The 17264-nt window shown below is 49.6% G+C and carries 11 protein-coding genes; 7 read left to right on the top strand and 4 right to left on the bottom strand.

Annotated features, from left to right (window positions below; translation table 11 throughout):
• Positions 1 to 25: 25 nt before the first annotated feature.
• The 7 genes from GJR95_RS32900 to GJR95_RS32870 all read left to right on the top strand — a co-directional run bounded on the left by GJR95_RS32900 (position 26) and on the right by GJR95_RS32870 (position 9353).
• Positions 26 to 1795: an L-lactate permease gene (locus GJR95_RS32900; RefSeq protein ID WP_162389894.1), complete on the top strand. Its 1770-nt coding sequence runs from the start codon at positions 26 to 28 to the stop codon at positions 1793 to 1795.
• 20 nt (positions 1796 to 1815) lie between these two features.
• On the top strand, positions 1816 to 2727 hold the full coding sequence (locus tag GJR95_RS32895) for a sugar phosphate isomerase/epimerase family protein (RefSeq protein WP_162389893.1): 912 nt from the start codon (positions 1816 to 1818) through the stop codon (positions 2725 to 2727).
• Positions 2728 to 2897: 170 nt separating this feature from the next.
• Positions 2898 to 3854, top strand: a complete 957-nt coding sequence (locus GJR95_RS32890; RefSeq protein WP_162389892.1) for a D-2-hydroxyacid dehydrogenase — start codon at positions 2898 to 2900, stop codon at positions 3852 to 3854.
• 16 nt (positions 3855 to 3870) lie between these two features.
• On the top strand, positions 3871 to 4953 hold the full coding sequence (locus GJR95_RS32885) for a hypothetical protein (protein ID WP_198424765.1): 1083 nt from the start codon (positions 3871 to 3873) through the stop codon (positions 4951 to 4953).
• 91 nt (positions 4954 to 5044) lie between these two features.
• Entirely contained in the window at positions 5045 to 7192 is a 2148-nt protein-coding gene (locus GJR95_RS32880) for a hypothetical protein (protein WP_162389891.1), read from the top strand.
• A gap of 15 nt (positions 7193 to 7207) precedes the next feature.
• Complete coding sequence (locus GJR95_RS32875; RefSeq protein ID WP_162389890.1) at positions 7208 to 8107, top strand: NAD(P)-dependent oxidoreductase; 900 nt, start codon at positions 7208 to 7210, stop codon at positions 8105 to 8107.
• A gap of 112 nt (positions 8108 to 8219) precedes the next feature.
• Entirely contained in the window at positions 8220 to 9353 is a 1134-nt protein-coding gene (locus GJR95_RS32870) for a glycerate kinase (protein WP_162389889.1), read from the top strand.
• A 199-nt stretch (positions 9354 to 9552) separates the two neighbouring features.
• Here the strand turns inward: GJR95_RS32870 and GJR95_RS32865 are convergent, their stop codons facing one another.
• From GJR95_RS32865 to GJR95_RS32850, 4 genes are all read right to left on the bottom strand, one after another.
• Positions 9553 to 10428, bottom strand: a complete 876-nt coding sequence (locus GJR95_RS32865) for a DUF1684 domain-containing protein (RefSeq protein WP_162389888.1) — start codon at positions 10426 to 10428, stop codon at positions 9553 to 9555.
• A 182-nt stretch (positions 10429 to 10610) separates the two neighbouring features.
• Positions 10611 to 12332, bottom strand: a complete 1722-nt coding sequence (locus GJR95_RS32860; RefSeq protein ID WP_162389887.1) for a tetratricopeptide repeat protein — start codon at positions 12330 to 12332, stop codon at positions 10611 to 10613.
• 18 nt (positions 12333 to 12350) lie between these two features.
• Entirely contained in the window at positions 12351 to 13811 is a 1461-nt protein-coding gene (locus GJR95_RS32855; RefSeq protein WP_162389886.1) for a RagB/SusD family nutrient uptake outer membrane protein, read from the bottom strand.
• A 162-nt stretch (positions 13812 to 13973) separates the two neighbouring features.
• Positions 13974 to 17165, bottom strand: a complete 3192-nt coding sequence (locus GJR95_RS32850) for a SusC/RagA family TonB-linked outer membrane protein (RefSeq protein WP_162389885.1) — start codon at positions 17163 to 17165, stop codon at positions 13974 to 13976.
• Between the last annotated feature and the right edge of the window lie 99 nt (positions 17166 to 17264).

Genomic DNA, 17264 nt, shown 5'->3' with positions numbered 1-17264 from the left:
TCAATTCATTAACTGAATACAACTTATGATCTGGAAACAAGTTATTGATCCGTTCAACAATATCGCTTTATCCGTCCTGGTTGCGGCAGTGCCTATTCTGTTTATATTCTGGGCGCTGATTATCAGGAAAATGAAAGGTTATCAGGCCAGTTTGATCGCTACGGGTCTGGCCATGATCATTGCCATTCTTGTCTATGGCATGCCCGTAAAACTGGCGCTGTTATCGGCCGCACACGGCGCCGTATACGGTTTGTTCCCAATCTGCTGGCTTGTGGTGATGGCCGTATTTCTGTTCAACGTCACGGTGAAGAGCGGCCAGTTTGAGATCATCAAACATTTTATGGCCTCGATCACCTCCGACCGGCGGCTACAGGCGTTATTGATCGCGTTTTCATTCGGCTCATTTCTGGAAGGAACGGCCGGATTTGGTGCACCCGTTGCCATTACGGCAGCCATGCTCGTAGGACTGGGCTTCAATCCACTCTATGCGTCAGGAATTTGCCTCATTGCCAATACCGCCCCCGTTGCGTTTGGCTCCATCGGCATTCCCATTACGGTGGCCTCGCAGGTGTCGGGTATCCCCGAATTACCCATTTCGCAGATGGTCGGCCGGACGCTGCCGATTTTATCGATTATGCTGCCTTTTTATCTGGTTAGCATCATTGCCGGTTTTAGAAAAGCAAAGGAAATATGGCCTGCCGTATTAATATCGGGCATTTCGTTTGCCTTCCTGCAATATTTCTCCTCCAACTTTTTAGGACCCGCCCTGCCCGATGTCATTGCTGGTCTTGGTTCTATTGTGTGCCTGATGGCTTTCCTGCGCTTCTGGAAACCAAAAACCATCTGGCGCTTTGCGAACGAACCAGCGGCTACCATCAATACCGATATCAGCTACACGAACGGCCAGCTCATCAGAGCCTGGTCGCCTTTTATTGTGTTGACCATCATGGTAATTGCCTGGGGCATTCAACCGATTAAAGATGCACTTAATTCGGCCGGAATGGTACAATTTGAGTTTCCGGGCCTTCATAATGCCATCCAGGGCGAAGATGGGAATTTATTACCTAAGCTATTCAAATTCAACTATTTATCGGCAGCCGGAACAGCCATTCTGATTGCGGCCCTGACCGCTATTCCGCTGGTAGGTCTAACGTATCGAGAGGGAGCAAACGTATTTGGTGCCACGTTAAACCAACTGAAATTCCCAATTCTTACGATTGCGGCTGTGTTAGGATTCGCCTATATCCTGAACGATTCCGGCATTACACTCACCCTGGCCGACGTACTGGCCAATACAGGCTTCATGTTCCCATTTTTCGCTCCCGTACTGGGTTGGCTGGGGGTTTTCATCACGGGTTCCGATACGTCGGCGAATGCCCTGTTCAGTAAACTCCAGTATGCCACGGCAACCTCGATTGGTGTAGATCCGGTGGTAACTGTAGCGGCTAATATATCGGGCGGTGTTGTCGGCAAAATGATTTCTCCGCAATCCATTGCCGTTGCCGCAGCAGCGGGTAATCTGGTGGGTAAAGAGTCGGAACTATTCCGCTTCACGGTAAAGCATAGTTTCTACATGCTGCTCTTTATCTGCCTCATTGTACTCGCTCAGGCCTACGCCTTTAAATGGCTTATTCCAGTCTATGAAATGCTTGGCACCAAAAAAGCCACAGCCTTGCCCGACGTGTCGAAAGGGTTTACGTACCTTATTGTACTGGGCGTCTTACTAATCGGTATCGCAACTGCCATTCTGATGACCGCCAGAAAGAAAGAACAAACCCCAGATTTAGTTAATTAACTTTTGCACCCTGAATTAGCATGAATGCTCCGCTTTGCAACTACATGAAAGTTGGCCTTGTCCATTTCATGGCATTTCCCGAAACCATGAAAGGCGAAGGGCCGGTGTTGGAAACCATAAAAAAAGTCGTGTTAGACGAGTATTTCACGGCCATAGAAATCACAACGGTTAAGGATACCGACGTTCGGAAGAAGGTAAAAAGTCTTCTGGACTCATCACACATGACCGTGGCCTACGCAGCACAACCCCGTCTGTTAACCACGGGCCTTAACCTCAACGATACCAACGAAGAAGGTAGACAACGGGCGCTCGCCAACGTAAAAGAAGGCATTGATGAAGCCTATGAAATTGGCGCCACTGGCTTTTCGTTTCTGAGCGGGAAATACGAAGAAGCCCGGAAAGAAGAAGCGTTCGAGTTACTGGTAAAATCGACCAACGAAATCTGCGCCTACACGAAAAGCAAAGGCGATATGAAAGTTTCACTGGAAGTGTTCGATTACGACGTCGATAAAAAATCGCTGATTGGCCCGGCCGATCTGGCCTTACGCTACGTGCAGGAAGTTCGGAAAGAGCACGATCATTTCGGATTAATGGTCGATCTGAGCCATATTCCCCTGATTCACGAAACGATTGAAGAGTCGCTATTGCCGGTAAAAGATTACATCACACACGCACACATCGGAAACTGCGTGGTCAAAAGCCCGGATATGCCTGCCTATGGCGATGTACACCCCCGCTTCGGTTTTCCGAACGGCGAAAATGACGTTCCGGAGGTAGTTCATTACCTGAAAGTATTGCTGGACATTGGTTATCTTAATACAGAAAATCCGCCCATCGTTAGTTTTGAAGTGAAACCGTTTGGCGATGAAGATCCGGATGTGGTTATTGCCAATGCCAAACGTACGTTAAACGAAGCCTGGGCACGGGTGTAGTATCGTTGTTATTTAGTTTTTTTGCCATTCCTGGAAACGAGGAATATAGGACTTTCGCTTAGATGCGTGCCACCGCACGGCGGACCGTGGTTTGTTTGCGTATCACTAGTAACCGTGGCACGCAGCTGAGCGAAAGTCCTGGATATAAAACATAATCAAAAAAATCAACGATGAAGATTGTCGTATTAGACGGTTATACGCTGAATCCGGGCGATTTATCCTGGGATGGTTTAGAAAAACTGGGTGAGTTAACGGTGTATGACCGAACTCCCGCCGATCAGGTAGTCGAGCGGGCAAAGGATGCGGAAATCATCTTTACCAACAAAACACCGCTGGGCGAAGACATTTTAAACAATCTGCCTAATTTGAAATTTATCGGCGTATTGGCCACTGGTTATAACGTCATCAATACAGACATTGCCAAAAAGAACGGAGTTATTGTCAGTAATGTACCCGGCTACGGTACGGCGTCGGTCGTTCAGCTAACCTTCGCGCTACTCCTCGAACTGACCCAGCATGTTCAACGGCACAGCGATTCGGTTATGGAAGGCAAATGGGCTAAATCGATTGACTGGTGCTTTTGGGATTATCCGCTAGTGGAGTTGTCGGGCAAAACCATCGGCATCATCGGTTTCGGCAGTATCGGCGAAAAAGTCGGTGACATTGCCACCGCATTTGGCATGAATATCATCGGCTCGAAACGGAATCGTACGGATCAGTCGCACCGAAAAAACTTCCGCTGGGCCGAGATTCCCGAACTGCTGGAGCAATCGGATGTTGTCAGCATCCATACACCTTTAGTGCCCGAAACGAAAGGGCTGATCAACAAGGACAATTTAGCCCGTATGAAGCCTTCAGCCTTTCTGCTCAATACGTCAAGAGGGCCAATCGTCGTTGATCAGGATCTAGCGGACGCACTCAATAACGATGTCATTGCCGGAGCCGGTATCGACGTTTTATCAGCAGAGCCCCCTTCTGCCGATAACCCATTGTTCAGCGCAAAAAATTGCCTGATTACGCCACACATAGCCTGGGCAACCAAAGAAGCCAGAGCCCGGCTTATGGATATTACAGTCAATAACCTCACAGCCTTTATCAACGATAATCCTGTCAATGTAGTCAATTAACCAAGCGAGTCGGCTTATGGAAATTACCCCGATCGGGCGTTTGTTCGCTACCCAGCGGACGAATGCCCTACGTCTCTTATTGTGTCTTTTTTTTGCCAGTCAGCCTGTCGTGGCGCAGCAAAATCCGACGGTTAGTACTCGCAAACAAGGTGATCCATTGGAGCAGCTTCCGGCAAACATTGAGATCCTGACACACTTCGGGGAACGAGCCGATATTTCGCCAGACAACAAAAGCATTGCCTTTATGGCTAAAAGCTTCGGCGATGCCATGACCATCGACCTCAAAACACGGACCATCCGCTGTCTCACCTGCAACGTTCCGGCAGCTGCGTTCCTGCGCGTGATGCACCTGCCCAACGGCGATTATCTACTGACGGGTCCAGACCACTTCGAAGACGCCACCATCAGTCGGGTTCGCGACAGTGAGCTCTGGTTTTTGCGGAACCAGCGGGGAGCAAAACCCATAAAATTAGGCCAGAAAATCAGTGCAGGACTGGCCATCTCAAAGAAGACGTTAAAAATAGCGTTCACGCAGGAGTACCGGTCGGAATCTGACCCAGCACGTACTACATCTGAATTGGTCGTGGCCGATCTGATTATTTCGGGCGACACGCCAATACTTACGAACCAAAAGAAAGTATACAGGGTCGAAAATCAAACGTGTACGCTGGAAGCTCAGGACTTTTACGACAACGATAGGCAGCTGATTTTCTTTTGCTACAACCCCGCCGAAAAAGCCGCCGTGATGGCTATTGATTTACAGACCGGGCAGCTAACCGATCAGTCAAAAACTACCGAAACGCACAATGAACCGGAAGGCATTTTTGCCAATGCCAACTACGTTACGGTTGAATCGGACAGGCAGGTCGCCTGGCTGGGCGGGAAAACTGGCCCCAGCAACATCGACATCTGGAAACTAAAACTCGACGGAACCGGCAAAAATATGGAGCGTCTAACTCACTTTAATGACTATGAAGGCTGTAAAGCGTCGAATTCCGTCGTGTCAACCGATGGAAAATTCATGGCTTTTCAGTCGGCAAAATCATCTGATCCGGCCGGAGTTGGTTATGGCGTACTGCTTTACTGGTTCAACAAATAAGGTGCACCCTATGTAGAAGCCCGTGGACCAGCCTCTGCGGCCCAAGCCTACATAAGGTGATTTGATTTCAGACTTTCTAAACCCAACAACCATGAAAATCAATCCCAATTTACTTGCGTTGCTGCTTCTGGCCTCCGGGGTCGTACTTGGGCAAACCGGCGCGGCAAAAAAAACGGCCGCCAATAGCACCAAACCAGATCCGGGTAGCTATGATGGCACCTGGTGGAATCGGGCACCTGTCCGGCTCATTCAAACCAACCTGCGCGAAACCGATGCGTTAATGAACACCGATGTTTATGTGCAGTCGATGGTCGATGCTTCGGCCACTGTAGTGATGTTAAACGTGGGCGGTATCGTGGCGAATTATCCGACTACGCTTGATTATCACTTCAAGAATCAGTTCATGAAAGGCGGGGATCTGGTCGGCGATCTGGTGACCAAGCTCCACGCGAAAGGCATAAAAGTGATCGGTCGATTTGACTTCAGCAAGATCAATGAAACATACGCCGAAAAGAAACCGGAATGGCTGTATGTCGGCACGAACGGAAAGCATGTGCATTTCAATGGGCAGGTTCATACGTGCCCCAACGGTGGCTACCAACAGGAATATGGCTTTGAAATATTAAAAGAAGCGATTACAAAGTATCCGCTCGACGGCATTTTCTTCAACATGATCGGCTACACGACAACCGATTATGGCGGCACTTACCACGGCATCTGCCAGTGCGACAACTGCAAAAAACGCTTTCAGACCGAAACCGGCATGATCCTTCCGGTCAAAGCAGACATGAACGATCCGGTCTTCCGACGGTATAATACCTTCAAAAAAACCACTGCCGACGAGCTTTTCTATAAAATTGGCGATTACGTAAAAAAGCTGAATCCGAATCTGATTGTCAATACTTACGCCGATGCGGGCGTCGACATGATCCGCGACGAGTCGAGCTCCTGGCTGACCGACGAATACGAATGGAATTACTCCGGCACCGATCACGTAAAACGTGTGCTCGGATCTTACAGGGATAAAACACCCAGCAACGTCTTCATCTATTTTATCGCCATCCCGTTTCGGCATACGGCGACCTCGCCCAATATTGGCCGGGTATGGTTACTGGGCAACATGCTCAACGGGGCTCCACTTGATTTCAATGTTATCGGCACACTGGTCAATCAGGACGATCGGGTGTTTATTCCGATTCTGAATGACCTCTATGGCTTTCATAAAAAGAACGAAACGTTTTTTACGAACCTTAAACCGGTGAGCCATGTCGGCCTCATCAAAGGCACCGAGAAAGAGTATAGAGGGATGATTAAACTGCTCTCCGAAGAGCACATCATGTACGATATCATTGAACCCCTAACCATTGGCAGCAAATCAGCCCCACGTCCGTTGCAGGATTACGACGCGGTTATTCTGGGTGATCTGCCCAATATGAGTGATCAGCTGACCGCTCAGCTTGACGAGTACGTACAAAAAGGGGGGAAATTACTGGTAACAGGCTTTAGCTCGACGAATGATGAAACGGGCAAACCACTGAAAACGATACGACTTAAATCGCTGGGTGTATCGCCCGAATACGAGCTATTTCCCAGAACAAATTCGACCTACCTGCAAGTGTCGGCCAGCGACAAAAAAACGCTTGGGGCCGACGGCTTCAAAGACCTCGACCTGATCATGCTCTATTCTGACTTCATGAAATGCAAAACCAGCGGTTCTTCACAAACGTTCATGAAACTCGTGCCCGCCGTTCGGTTCGGGCCACCCGAAAAATCGTATTTCACCGATAATGACATCACTGATTCGCCCGGTCTGATCAGTAATTCGTACGGGAAAGGCAAAACGGTTTTTATTCCCTGGCGTCTGGGCACACAGTATGAATTTAAAGGTAATCACGGACACCGGGCTTTGTTCACGGCTGCTTTGCAAACGGTTTTACAAACACCCGGTTCGATAAAAACCAATGCATCGCCCCTCATCGAAATGACGCATATGGCCAATCGCAATGGTGCCTTTGAATGGATCGGTATGATCAATCACTCCGGCCAGATTGGGGCATCGTTGCGGGAGCCAATTCCCATTCAGAACACGACGATTCGGTTCAAGCCCGCCAAACCAGTAAAGCAGCTAAAGCTCGCCCGGTCGGGCAATAATCTGAAATTTACCCAAAGCAACGGATGGGTAGAATGCGTGGTGCCACAAGTAGATGACTTCGAAATGCTGGTTTGTCTGTATCAGTAAGTACAAAGAATCATCATGAACGATAAAACGATTGGCGTAATTGGCACCGGCCTGATGGGGAATCCAATTGCAAAACACCTGCTGAATGCCGGGTACACCGTACATGTCCATAACCGAACCAAAAGCAAAGCCGATTCGCTCATTGAAATGGGTGCGACCTGGTTCGACACTCCGGCTGCCCTTGCCGAACAGTCGGATGTGGTGATCACCATGGTTGGTTACCCGAAAGACGTAGAAGCCTGCTATTTCGGGGCCGACGGTGTGTTTCGGGGCATCAAGTCGGGGGCTGTTACCATTGATATGACAACGACCAAACCCAGCCTGGCCGTCCGGATTGCACAACATGCCGCTACGCTTGGTGTTGATTCCATTGACGCGCCCGTATCGGGTGGTGAGGTGGGTGCGATCAACGGTACACTGTCAATTATGGTTGGGGGCGAGAAAAACGCCGTCGATCGGGTAATGCCGGTTTTTGAGGCATTTGGCAAAAATATAATCCATCAGGGCCCGGCCGGAGCGGGGCAGCACACGAAAATGTGCAACCAGATCACGATTGCCGGAACGCTGATCGGCGTATGCGAAGGGCTGATCTACGGCCGTAAAGCGGGGCTTGACTTAACGACCATGCTCCAATCGATCAGCAAAGGAGCAGCGGGTTGCTGGAGCCTGGATGTGCTGGCTCCTAAAATCGTTAAAGGCGATTATTCGCCGGGCGGCACGATCGATAATTTTGTCAAGGATATGGGCATTGCCCTCGAAGAAGCCGAAACCATGCAGTTGTCTCTACCGGGACTTGCGTTAGTCAAACAACTGTCATTATCCATCCAGGCAATGGGCAAGGGCTCGTTGGGAAATCAGGCACTGTATCTTGCCCTTGAAAAACTGTCTAATATGGATTCCAATGCCGTTTCATGAACACGGCGTCTAAAAGGGCAAAAAGTTTCTGTTCAGTGACGAATAAAACGCGAATTCTTCGTCGGGGTAGTGCCTCTGTGTTTTAATTTCGCGCCTTACTCCCCTTGCTATTATGAAAAATACGCGTGTCCTCATTGCCCCTAATGCGTTTAAACACAGCCTCAATGCTATGGATGTAGCCCTGGCCATTCAGGAAGGTTTACAGAAAAGCCGTCTCGACTGTGTATGCGAGTGTTTTCCGGTGGGCGACGGCGGTGATGGAACGGGCGACTTAATGATAAAAAAACACAACGGTTCGATTGTTTCGGCAGAAGTCAATGATCCGTTTAACCGAAAAATCATCTCGTCATTCGGCCTGGTCAATGATGGCGAGACGGCTATTATTGAAATGGCCAATGCGTCAGGGCTTCACCTGGTCAAGCCCGAAGAATTAGATCCACTACGGGCAACGTCGTTCGGAACGGGCGAACTGGTCAAACTGGCGCTCGACAAAGGCGTCAGGAAAATTGTACTGGCTATTGGTGGTTCGGCTACGGTTGATGGTGGTACTGGCATTTTACGAGCGCTTGGCATCCGTTTTCTGGATGCAGCCGGGCAGGAACTGACAGCACCCGAAAGCCTGACCGAACTGGCCAGCATCGATGTTTCCGGGCTCGATCAGCGGATTTTAGCCTGTGAGGTCAGTATTCTTTGCGATGTCGATAATACGTTAGTGGGCGATCACGGCTCTGCTGCCGTTTTCGGCCCGCAAAAAGGAGCTACCCCCGACGGCGTAAAAAAACTGGATACCAGTCTGCGGAAGTTTGCCGATGTGGCCCTGGCTCAGACCGGAATTGATATGACGCTCATCAAACACGGCGGAGCAGCCGGGGGTGTGTCGGCGGGGCTTTATACGTTTTTCAATGCCAACCTTGTCAATGGCATCGATTTCTTCCTCGACTTTACTGGCTTCACCGAAGCCGTGGCTAAAGCCGACGTTGTCATTACCGGCGAAGGCAGCATCGATGAACAGACCTTGCATGGTAAAGGGCCTTTTGGTGTTGCTTTCCAGGCAAAACGTAAAAATTTACCCGTAATTGGCCTTGCCGGAAAAATTCCGCTTGAACAAAACGAGAAGCTGAATCAGTATTTCGATGTATTACTGGCCATTGGAAACGGGCCTACAGACATTACGACGGCCCTTAAATACACGGAAGAGAACCTGATCCGTACGGCCTGGCAGGTTGGCAATCTCCTTGCTAACTAGTCGTTCTATTTCCAATCATTTCGTCCATCAAAAACTGATCATGGCGAATCTTCATCTGCCAGTATCACCTGAATTAGGATACAGGTAACGGCTAATGCTTGGCCAATTTAAACCTATAAGGTTTTTGAAACCTTATAGGTTTTGTACAACCACATTCATGACTAGTACGTATAAACTATAAATTGGAAGAGTACTGGTCTCAATGGTCACCGTAGCGTTTTTCACCGGCGGCAATCGCTACGGCCAGTTTGTTTTCCTTGGGCGGTGTTGGGCAGGTTGCATAGGGCGTGAAGGCGCAGGGCGGATTGGTGGCTTTGTTAAAATCCAGATACGTGTAGCCATCAGCGTCCGGGCCAGGCGCATCCAGGAATCGACCACCGCCATAGGTGTCATGTTTATTGGTCTGATCGGCGAAAACGAAATGCAATCGACTGGTTGTCCCGGTAGCATCCAGACTATATTCTTTGCCGTTCACCGTAAACAGTAATCTCCCCGGCGACACCTGATCACTTACCCGGCCCGTAATGTCAGTAATGGCTATTTTCTTCCCAGGCGTAGGCACGAACTTCGCTTTTACCCGCCAGTCTGTACTGATTGGATAGGTGTCGATTCCCTTGAACTCTTTCAAATACGGGCTTTCCAGATCGCGCAAACGAATGGCGTATTTGTCGCCCCGCTGAATCACGAACCACCGTAGCGACTGGTGTTTCAGCACAATAGGCTTGCCCGTATAGGGGAAAATATCGAGGCTGGTGACGGGCTTATCCCCCTCAAAAATCTGAGAGCCGGGTGTCGCTTCTACGGTGACTTTCCCTTTTTTCAGGATGATTTTGCCTAGTTGTGCATTGCTGTGATCGGCCGGAAACACGATGATATTTTTATCACTACCCCCAAAGGTATTGTCGCCTTCGTTGAGCCAGAATAACCCCGCCAGATTAAGCCACCCTTCTTCTTTTTTGAGGTCTTCTACCCGTTTTGCGTGCCACAGTTTTATTTCTTCTTCATACGATGAGTCGATAGTGAACGCCAGTAATAACAGCGGTAACAGCAACAGCCAGTTCATTTGTTTTTTCATGATCGTATCTAGTTAATTGGTTGAACGTTTTATACTAATTATCTTTGAGGCACTGTGGTGTCGGTTTCTAAAAACCGACATTTCGCGTCAGGAATGCAGATTTGAGAATCTGTCGTGGTGTCAGTTACCGTGGTGTCAGTTTTTAGAAACTGACACCACGGTAACTGACACCACCGCATCGGTCATAAAGGGAACAAGGCTTTGTCGCCAAACTGGGCCGTAGCGTGCAGGTGGTTAGCGTACTCCTTTGTTTTTGCCACATCCCCTTTCTGCTTGTAGACCTTATAAAGTCCCCAATACGCATTCGCCGAATTCGGATGTCGTTCCAGTAATTGGGTATAGGCCGCGATCGCTTTATCGTATTGATTGGCCTTCAGATGTGTCTCGGCCAGACTGATCAGCACCGGGCGCGCGTAGGAAGGTGGTTCGCTATAGCCCAGATCGTCTTCTTTTTTCTTGGCTTTTTCCAGCAGTGCAATAGCGTCGCTGTACTTATTTTCGGCACTTTTAATGACGCCCTGCAACTCCAGCGAAGCCACGTTTAGATCGTTCAGTCGACGGATCGTGATCACATCGTCGGGTGTTTGCTGATTGGCATTTCGCCAGAGCGACCCATCCAGTGCATCAGCAAATCGTTTGGCGTCCTCAATCCGATTGTTTTTAACGGCGTCCATCCCCGAAGCGAAGTAGTAAAGCCCATCTTTGTAGGCGATCGCTTTGGTCGTATACAGGCTATCTTTATCGAGTTTTATGGCTGCCAGTCGGTCAGCGGCCTTCTTATAAAAACCAAAACATAATTCCATTTTTGCCGGAGCAATCACGCCCTGATAGAAAAAACGGCCTTCATATTTCCGTTTCCGCTCTTTGGTTGCGGGCATATTTTGCAGTTTCTCGGCATACTGCAAGGCCGTTGCATAGCGCCCGTCTTCAGCACAATTCGAGAGCAGGTAGTTGATGTTGTGGATATAATTCCAGGCATCAACCTCCGGTATATGCTGCTTTTTCATGTAGGCCGAATCAACCGCCAGCGAAGCCTTGAAGGCATCATACGCCTTTTTATAATCGCCGATTTTGTAGTAGATATGACCGGGCATGTGCACCATATGTCCCGAAGCGGGAGCCAGTTTGGGCAGCAATTCAGCACTTTGGACCGCTTGTTCGGGGCAGCAATTTTCCATCAGGTGAATCCAGTAATGGTGCACGGCAGCATTGTTCGGATAGGTTTTGAGCAGATCGCGCAGCAAATATTCCGCATACATCTGGCCTTCGCGCGGATTCATCTCGGTATCATAGCCACCCATTTTACTCAGGGCCAGAAACAACTTGGCATCCACATCGGCGGGGTATTTATGCACAATTACCTCCAGTTTTTTCTGGTATCCCTGCTTGCCGTTCTCACTATCGGCATCGCGTAACAGAATCCCTTCGGCATAGAGTTTCTCGTGCTCCGAAGCCGACACTTTCAGTGCTTTCAGTTTCCGGATCGCCAGCTTTTTATCCGCATTGAAATCATTTCCTTCAATGGCTCCGATCGCACTGTATAAGCCCCAGTAGGGCATAATAGCCGTTGAATCGGATCGAATGGCTTCTTTAAAAGCACGATAGGCCTCGAAATCCCAGAAGCAATGCAGCAAGGCCACACCCTGATTAAAAAAGGTCTGGGCCTGTTTCGACGACGTTGTGATCCTGAACTCAACAGCCCCAATGCCGCTGATCAGTTCAGGGGCGGGCAGATTGTGTACATAAACCGTTTCCTTGCGGTAATCCTGAATGTGAGCCAGATGGCTATGGCCGAGATCGTGGCTATCGCCATCATGCACATCGTGCTGATGCTCGGGCTGGCGGGCCCGCTGTCCCATCGCGCTAAATACAATCAGGCAACCGGCTAAAATGCGTAGTATCATGGATAAAATCAGGTGTAATTAGCTCAACAGCAACTTATTGGTCGTGATCTCGGTGTTGGGAAGCGGAAAGGCGTAATTGCTTTGTGAAGGCTCGACCGCCGGAGCACTGTTCGAACTACTCGACTTGGCCGGTAATGGCAACAGGTTTCTGAGCAAATCATTTGACCGAAAGCCTTCGCCCAGCAACTCGATGCGTCGTTCTTTCAGAATCGTACCAATCAGCGACAACTGGGCTCCTACGACAGTCGCCGGGAACGTGTAGCTGGCATCCGAACGGTTTCGAACAGCTTTAAGCAGATTGGTAGCCGTTGTGAGATCGCCCGTGCGGGCAGCCGCTTCGGCGTAATTCAGAAGCACTTCCGAGTACCGGATAATGGGCAGATAATCCAGAAACGGCGATGGTTTGTTGTATTTTGTCAGAAACTGAACGCCGGAAGCAGTGCGCGCAAACGTCCGTCTCGCGTCCGTCGATTTCCATTCGGTGTCGCCCCAAATGCCGCTCGGATTCAGGTTATACTCCGAATTGGCATTAAAGACATACGGAAACGACGACTGACCCGTCACATTGTCAAGTTCGGTCATCGGAACCGACAGAATCGACTCGGTACTGGTGTAATTGGTCGTAAAAATTTCGGTGATCGTTTGCAGCTTGTGATTCACGCCCGTAGCCGCCGAATAGGGTGCACTAACCGACACAATCTTCTTCGCTTCCTCAATCACTTTTGCCCAGTTACCGCTGTTCAGGTATACGCGCGTTTTTAGCGCAATGGCCGTGTTGCGGTGTGCTCTGGTTGTATTGAGCAACGCTGTCGAATACGTGAGCGGAAGGTCGGCTTCGGCTTCATCCAGATCTTTCAGAATCTGGGTGTATACCTCAGCGACCGAACTACGTTTCAGGTCGTTGTTGGCCGTGGTTGTTTCGGCCTGCAAACGCAGTGGCAAACCGGGCGATGCCCCTTTGTTTTCGTTGAACGGACGTGCATAAAGCGTAACGAGGCTGAAATAGCTAAGCGCCCGCGTAAATTTAGCCTCAGCAATGTATTGCTTCGTGAGGGTCGCACTTACTTTGTTCGGATTGTCAGTCAGCCCTTTAATCAGAATGTTGGCGTTGTTAATGGTCGCATAAGCTGCCGCCCAGAAACCCGCCACGAAGTTGGAGCCCGAATTCAGGGTCTGATTCCATGCCTCATAAGCCGTAAACGTATTGCTCGTTCGGTTGATGAACTCCTCACCGCGGGCTTCCTGATAGGTATAATAATTGCCACCATAAAAATTCGCGTTTTTCAGCGCTTTGTAAATACCGTTGACCAGGCCCAGAATCCGGTCGGGCGTGTCGAACGCATTGGCTCCACTGATTGAGGTTACGGGTGCCGGATTCAACAACTCGGTTTCATTACAAGCCGAGACGGTTAGCAACAGACCAAGGCTGATGTACCGGCCTGAACGACCGATGGCTTTACTGAAATTATATGTTTTCATGCGGGGTAAATACTGGTTAATGTAGCTTATGGCTGTCGTTCATAGCGTTTAGCTTACGGCCTGCAACTCGCTCACTAAAACATTGACTTTCAAGAAGTACTATAAACGACAGACCATAAACTACAAGCTTTTTTACTTGGTGGAATGCGATATAAAGTCGGCTTAAAAGCCCACGTTGAGCCCAACGGTAAAGGTTCGGGCCTGGCCAATGGAATTTTTCTCTACACCCGGCGTCGTATTGGAATTACCGTTCGAGGATGATTCCGGATCAGCTCCTTTGTAAGGCGTCAGTAAAAACAGATTGGAACCCTGAGCGTACACACGAAGCGAGCTAATCCCTGTTTTACCGAACAGCGCAGTTGGCAACCGGTAGCCGATCGATGCCGTTTGCAGACGGAGGAAATCACCTTTTTCGGCATTGGTCGATACGGGAAACGACGATCCAGTCGATGTCTGATCATTGTAAACCAGGCGTGGTACATCGGTAATGTCACCGGGTTTCTGCCAGCGTGTCAGCACCTCCGTCGAGTTATTATAAGCGCGCTGATCGAGCAGCGTGGCACGGGTACCGTTCATGATCAGGTTACCACCCGAAAAGGTCAGGTTAAACCCAGCATCGAAATTCCGGTACTTGAAATTATTGGAAAAGCCGCCGTACCATTTCGGTAATGCATTGCCAATCAGGTAATAGTCTGCGCCCGTAATGGCGGGGGCCGTCTTGCCATCCAGGTACGTCCACTGGCTTTCGCCCGGTGCCACAACCTGGCTATACTGCACTTTCTCGCCTTTGGCGTTGATAAAAATGCGACGGCCATTATCAGGATTTACTCCGGCCGTTTTAGCCCCATACAAACTCCCCACCGAATAGCCAACCCGCGTGACGTTCGTGGCCTCATAGGCGACCATGGTTGTTCCGACGATGTCGGTATTACCATCCGACAATGCCGTTACTTTATTGGTCAGATTGGTGTAATTGAGCGAAGCATTCCAGGAAAAGTCACCTTTCCGAACAACGGTTCCAGTAATACCCAGTTCAATGCCCTGGTTGTACATGGCCCCGACATTACCCAGAATCGAATTACTGGGAATGCCTTTCGATACGGCCTGTGGAGCACTCAGAATCAGACCGTTGACATTGTTATTAAAATACGTCAGTTCAACCTGTACGCGGTCGTTGAGGAAGCCCAGATCAGCACCGATGTTCGTCTGGTCGCTGGTTTCCCAGCCTAAGTTGGGGTTACCCGCCTGCGAAATCGACCAGGTCGGCACATTCCCATACAGCGAGCCACTATACAATTCCAGTGAGCTATACGAATCGCTCAGGTTACCATTACCGACCCGGCCCCAGCTGGCCCGGAGTTTAACATTACTGAGAGTTGTGGACAGTCGTGAGTTTTTATAGAATGGCTCCTCCGATAAGGCCCACCCGGCCGATACTCCGCCGAAGTTTCCGTATTTCCGACCGGTTCCCAGGGCTGAGTTACCATCCCGCCGGAAGTTGATGGTAGCGAAATATTTCTTACTCAGATCATACGTCAGCCGCGAAAAGAACGACAGATAAGCCCGCTCATTCAGGTCGTTGTTTGAGGCCGTAATCGAGCCCCAGTTCCCCTGATAATTCTGAAAAAATGGATCAGACGTCTGCGTGCGGGTGGCCCCCCAGGATGAATTATTAAACTTCTGCACGTCATATCCCGCCAGAACCGACAGGGCATGTTTGCTGCCAAAGGTCTCATTATATGTCAGTGTATTGGCCCAGTCCCAGTTATCGCGAACGGCACTGACGTTGGTGGCCGAGCCCTTGCTCGAATAGCCATTCCCCTGAATCGGACTATCGAAACTGATGTTATCAGTTCGCAGACGGTCAATGGAGTAAGTCGTTGTAAAGTCGAGGTTCTTCAGCAGTTTGGCATTCGCGCTGAAACTACCGATGATCCGGTCGTTTTCGGATGAATACCGGTTTAAATCCAGCAGTGCTACCGGGTTTCCGAAATTACTGATCACCTGATTGTTGCCCATGCCAATTGTGTTCGGGCTGGCGGGATTGATGCTATAGCTCCCATCTGTATTATAGACGGGTACATTTGGTGGCAGGGCGATGGCCAGGCGGGCTGCCGAGACCAGCAGGAAGGTCGTATTGGGGGTTGACCCCGAGTAGGGCGACAGATTGAAACTGGTATTATAGGAAACGCTCGCTTTCAGTTTCAGCCAGTTTGTAATGTCCTGATCGATATTAAATCGGGCACCTTTCCGGTTAAAATCATTTCCTTTCAGAATTCCCTGCTGCTTGGTGTAGTTGGCAGAGAAATAATAGGTCGTTGATTTTGTACCACCCGATACGCTGATATTGTGGCTTTGCGATACCCCCGTCCGGTAGATGTAATCGTACCACCGGGTGTCGATAGGAGAACCATCGGGATTATTATTCTGAAAGAAAAGTGCCGATGCAACATTGTCGTTGTTCTGATTACCGCCCAGAATCTTGGCATTCAAAACAGCTTCATTCTTGATGGCGATGTATTGTTCAGCGTTCAATAGCTTGGGTAGCCGAACCGTTTCGGAAGAGCCAACCCAGGTCTCATAGCTGATCCGTGGCTTCCCTTCTTTTCCGCGCTTGGTGGTGATCAGCAACACACCCGCAGCAGCCCGTGAACCGTAAATGGAAGTCGAAGCGGCATCTTTCAGCACATCGATCGATTCAATATCGGCGGGATTGATGTCGCCGAGCGGGTTGTTGGGTACAGCCGTACTAGCCGACACATTTCCCGTATTGATAGGAATACCATCGACCACAACCAGTGGATACGAACTCAGCGAGATTGAATTTACTCCGCGAATCCGGATCACGGGCGGATTGTTGAGTACGCCATTGGGCTGCGCAATACTTACTCCGGCGGCCCGCCCCTGAAGGGCCTGATCGAAACTTTGTACGGGTTGTTGTTTGATCGCGTCGCCGTTGACCCGCACAGCCGATCCCGTAAATTCGGCTTTTGTCTGCGTACCATAGCCAACCACCATCACTTCGCTGAGTTGCTTCGTATCGGCACTCAGATCAATTGAAAAAGCTGTTCGGCCCTGTACGGGTTGCTCCACAGATGAATAGCCAATGAATGAGAAAATCAGGGTTGCGTTTGAGGGAGCGTTCAATTTAAATCGTCCTTCCTGGTCAGATGTTGTGCCTGTGGTTGTCCCCTTCACTACAACAGATACTCCGGACAACCCTTCTCCGGTTGCTTTGTCCCTGATTGTTCCAGAAACCGACTGTCCCTGGGCTAGAGCATTTTGTGAAAGCCATAAAAGGGCAATGCTCAAATGCAGTAAGCGGTAAAACGTGCGTAAAACTTTGTGTGTCATGGTGTTTGTGTCTAGACCGTAAACTGGTGGTGAGTTCACAGGAATAATTATTAATACATATATTCTATATATTAAGTAGAATATATTGATACAGAATAA

This window comes from Spirosoma endbachense, assembly GCF_010233585.1.
Classification (GTDB): Bacteria; Bacteroidota; Bacteroidia; order Cytophagales; family Spirosomataceae; genus Spirosoma; species Spirosoma endbachense.
The sequence above is the reverse complement of the archived record's forward strand: the minus strand, read 5'-3'. Positions and strand labels throughout refer to the sequence as shown.

Excerpts from the sequence above, each read along its gene's own strand:
- GJR95_RS32900 (WP_162389894.1), top strand. The coding sequence starts at position 26 with ATGATCTGGAAACAAGTTATTGATCCGTTCAACAATATCGCTTTATCC.
- GJR95_RS32895 (WP_162389893.1), top strand. The coding sequence starts at position 1,816 with ATGAATGCTCCGCTTTGCAACTACATGAAAGTTGGCCTTGTCCATTTC.
- GJR95_RS32890 (WP_162389892.1), top strand. The coding sequence starts at position 2,898 with ATGAAGATTGTCGTATTAGACGGTTATACGCTGAATCCGGGCGATTTA.
- GJR95_RS32885 (WP_198424765.1), top strand. The coding sequence starts at position 3,871 with ATGGAAATTACCCCGATCGGGCGTTTGTTCGCTACCCAGCGGACGAAT.
- GJR95_RS32880 (WP_162389891.1), top strand. The coding sequence starts at position 5,045 with ATGAAAATCAATCCCAATTTACTTGCGTTGCTGCTTCTGGCCTCCGGG.
- GJR95_RS32875 (WP_162389890.1), top strand. The coding sequence starts at position 7,208 with ATGAACGATAAAACGATTGGCGTAATTGGCACCGGCCTGATGGGGAAT.
- GJR95_RS32870 (WP_162389889.1), top strand. The coding sequence starts at position 8,220 with ATGAAAAATACGCGTGTCCTCATTGCCCCTAATGCGTTTAAACACAGC.
- GJR95_RS32865 (WP_162389888.1), bottom strand. The coding sequence starts at position 10,428 with ATGAAAAAACAAATGAACTGGCTGTTGCTGTTACCGCTGTTATTACTG.
- GJR95_RS32860 (WP_162389887.1), bottom strand. The coding sequence starts at position 12,332 with ATGATACTACGCATTTTAGCCGGTTGCCTGATTGTATTTAGCGCGATG.
- GJR95_RS32855 (WP_162389886.1), bottom strand. The coding sequence starts at position 13,811 with ATGAAAACATATAATTTCAGTAAAGCCATCGGTCGTTCAGGCCGGTAC.
- GJR95_RS32850 (WP_162389885.1), bottom strand. The coding sequence starts at position 17,165 with ATGACACACAAAGTTTTACGCACGTTTTACCGCTTACTGCATTTGAGC.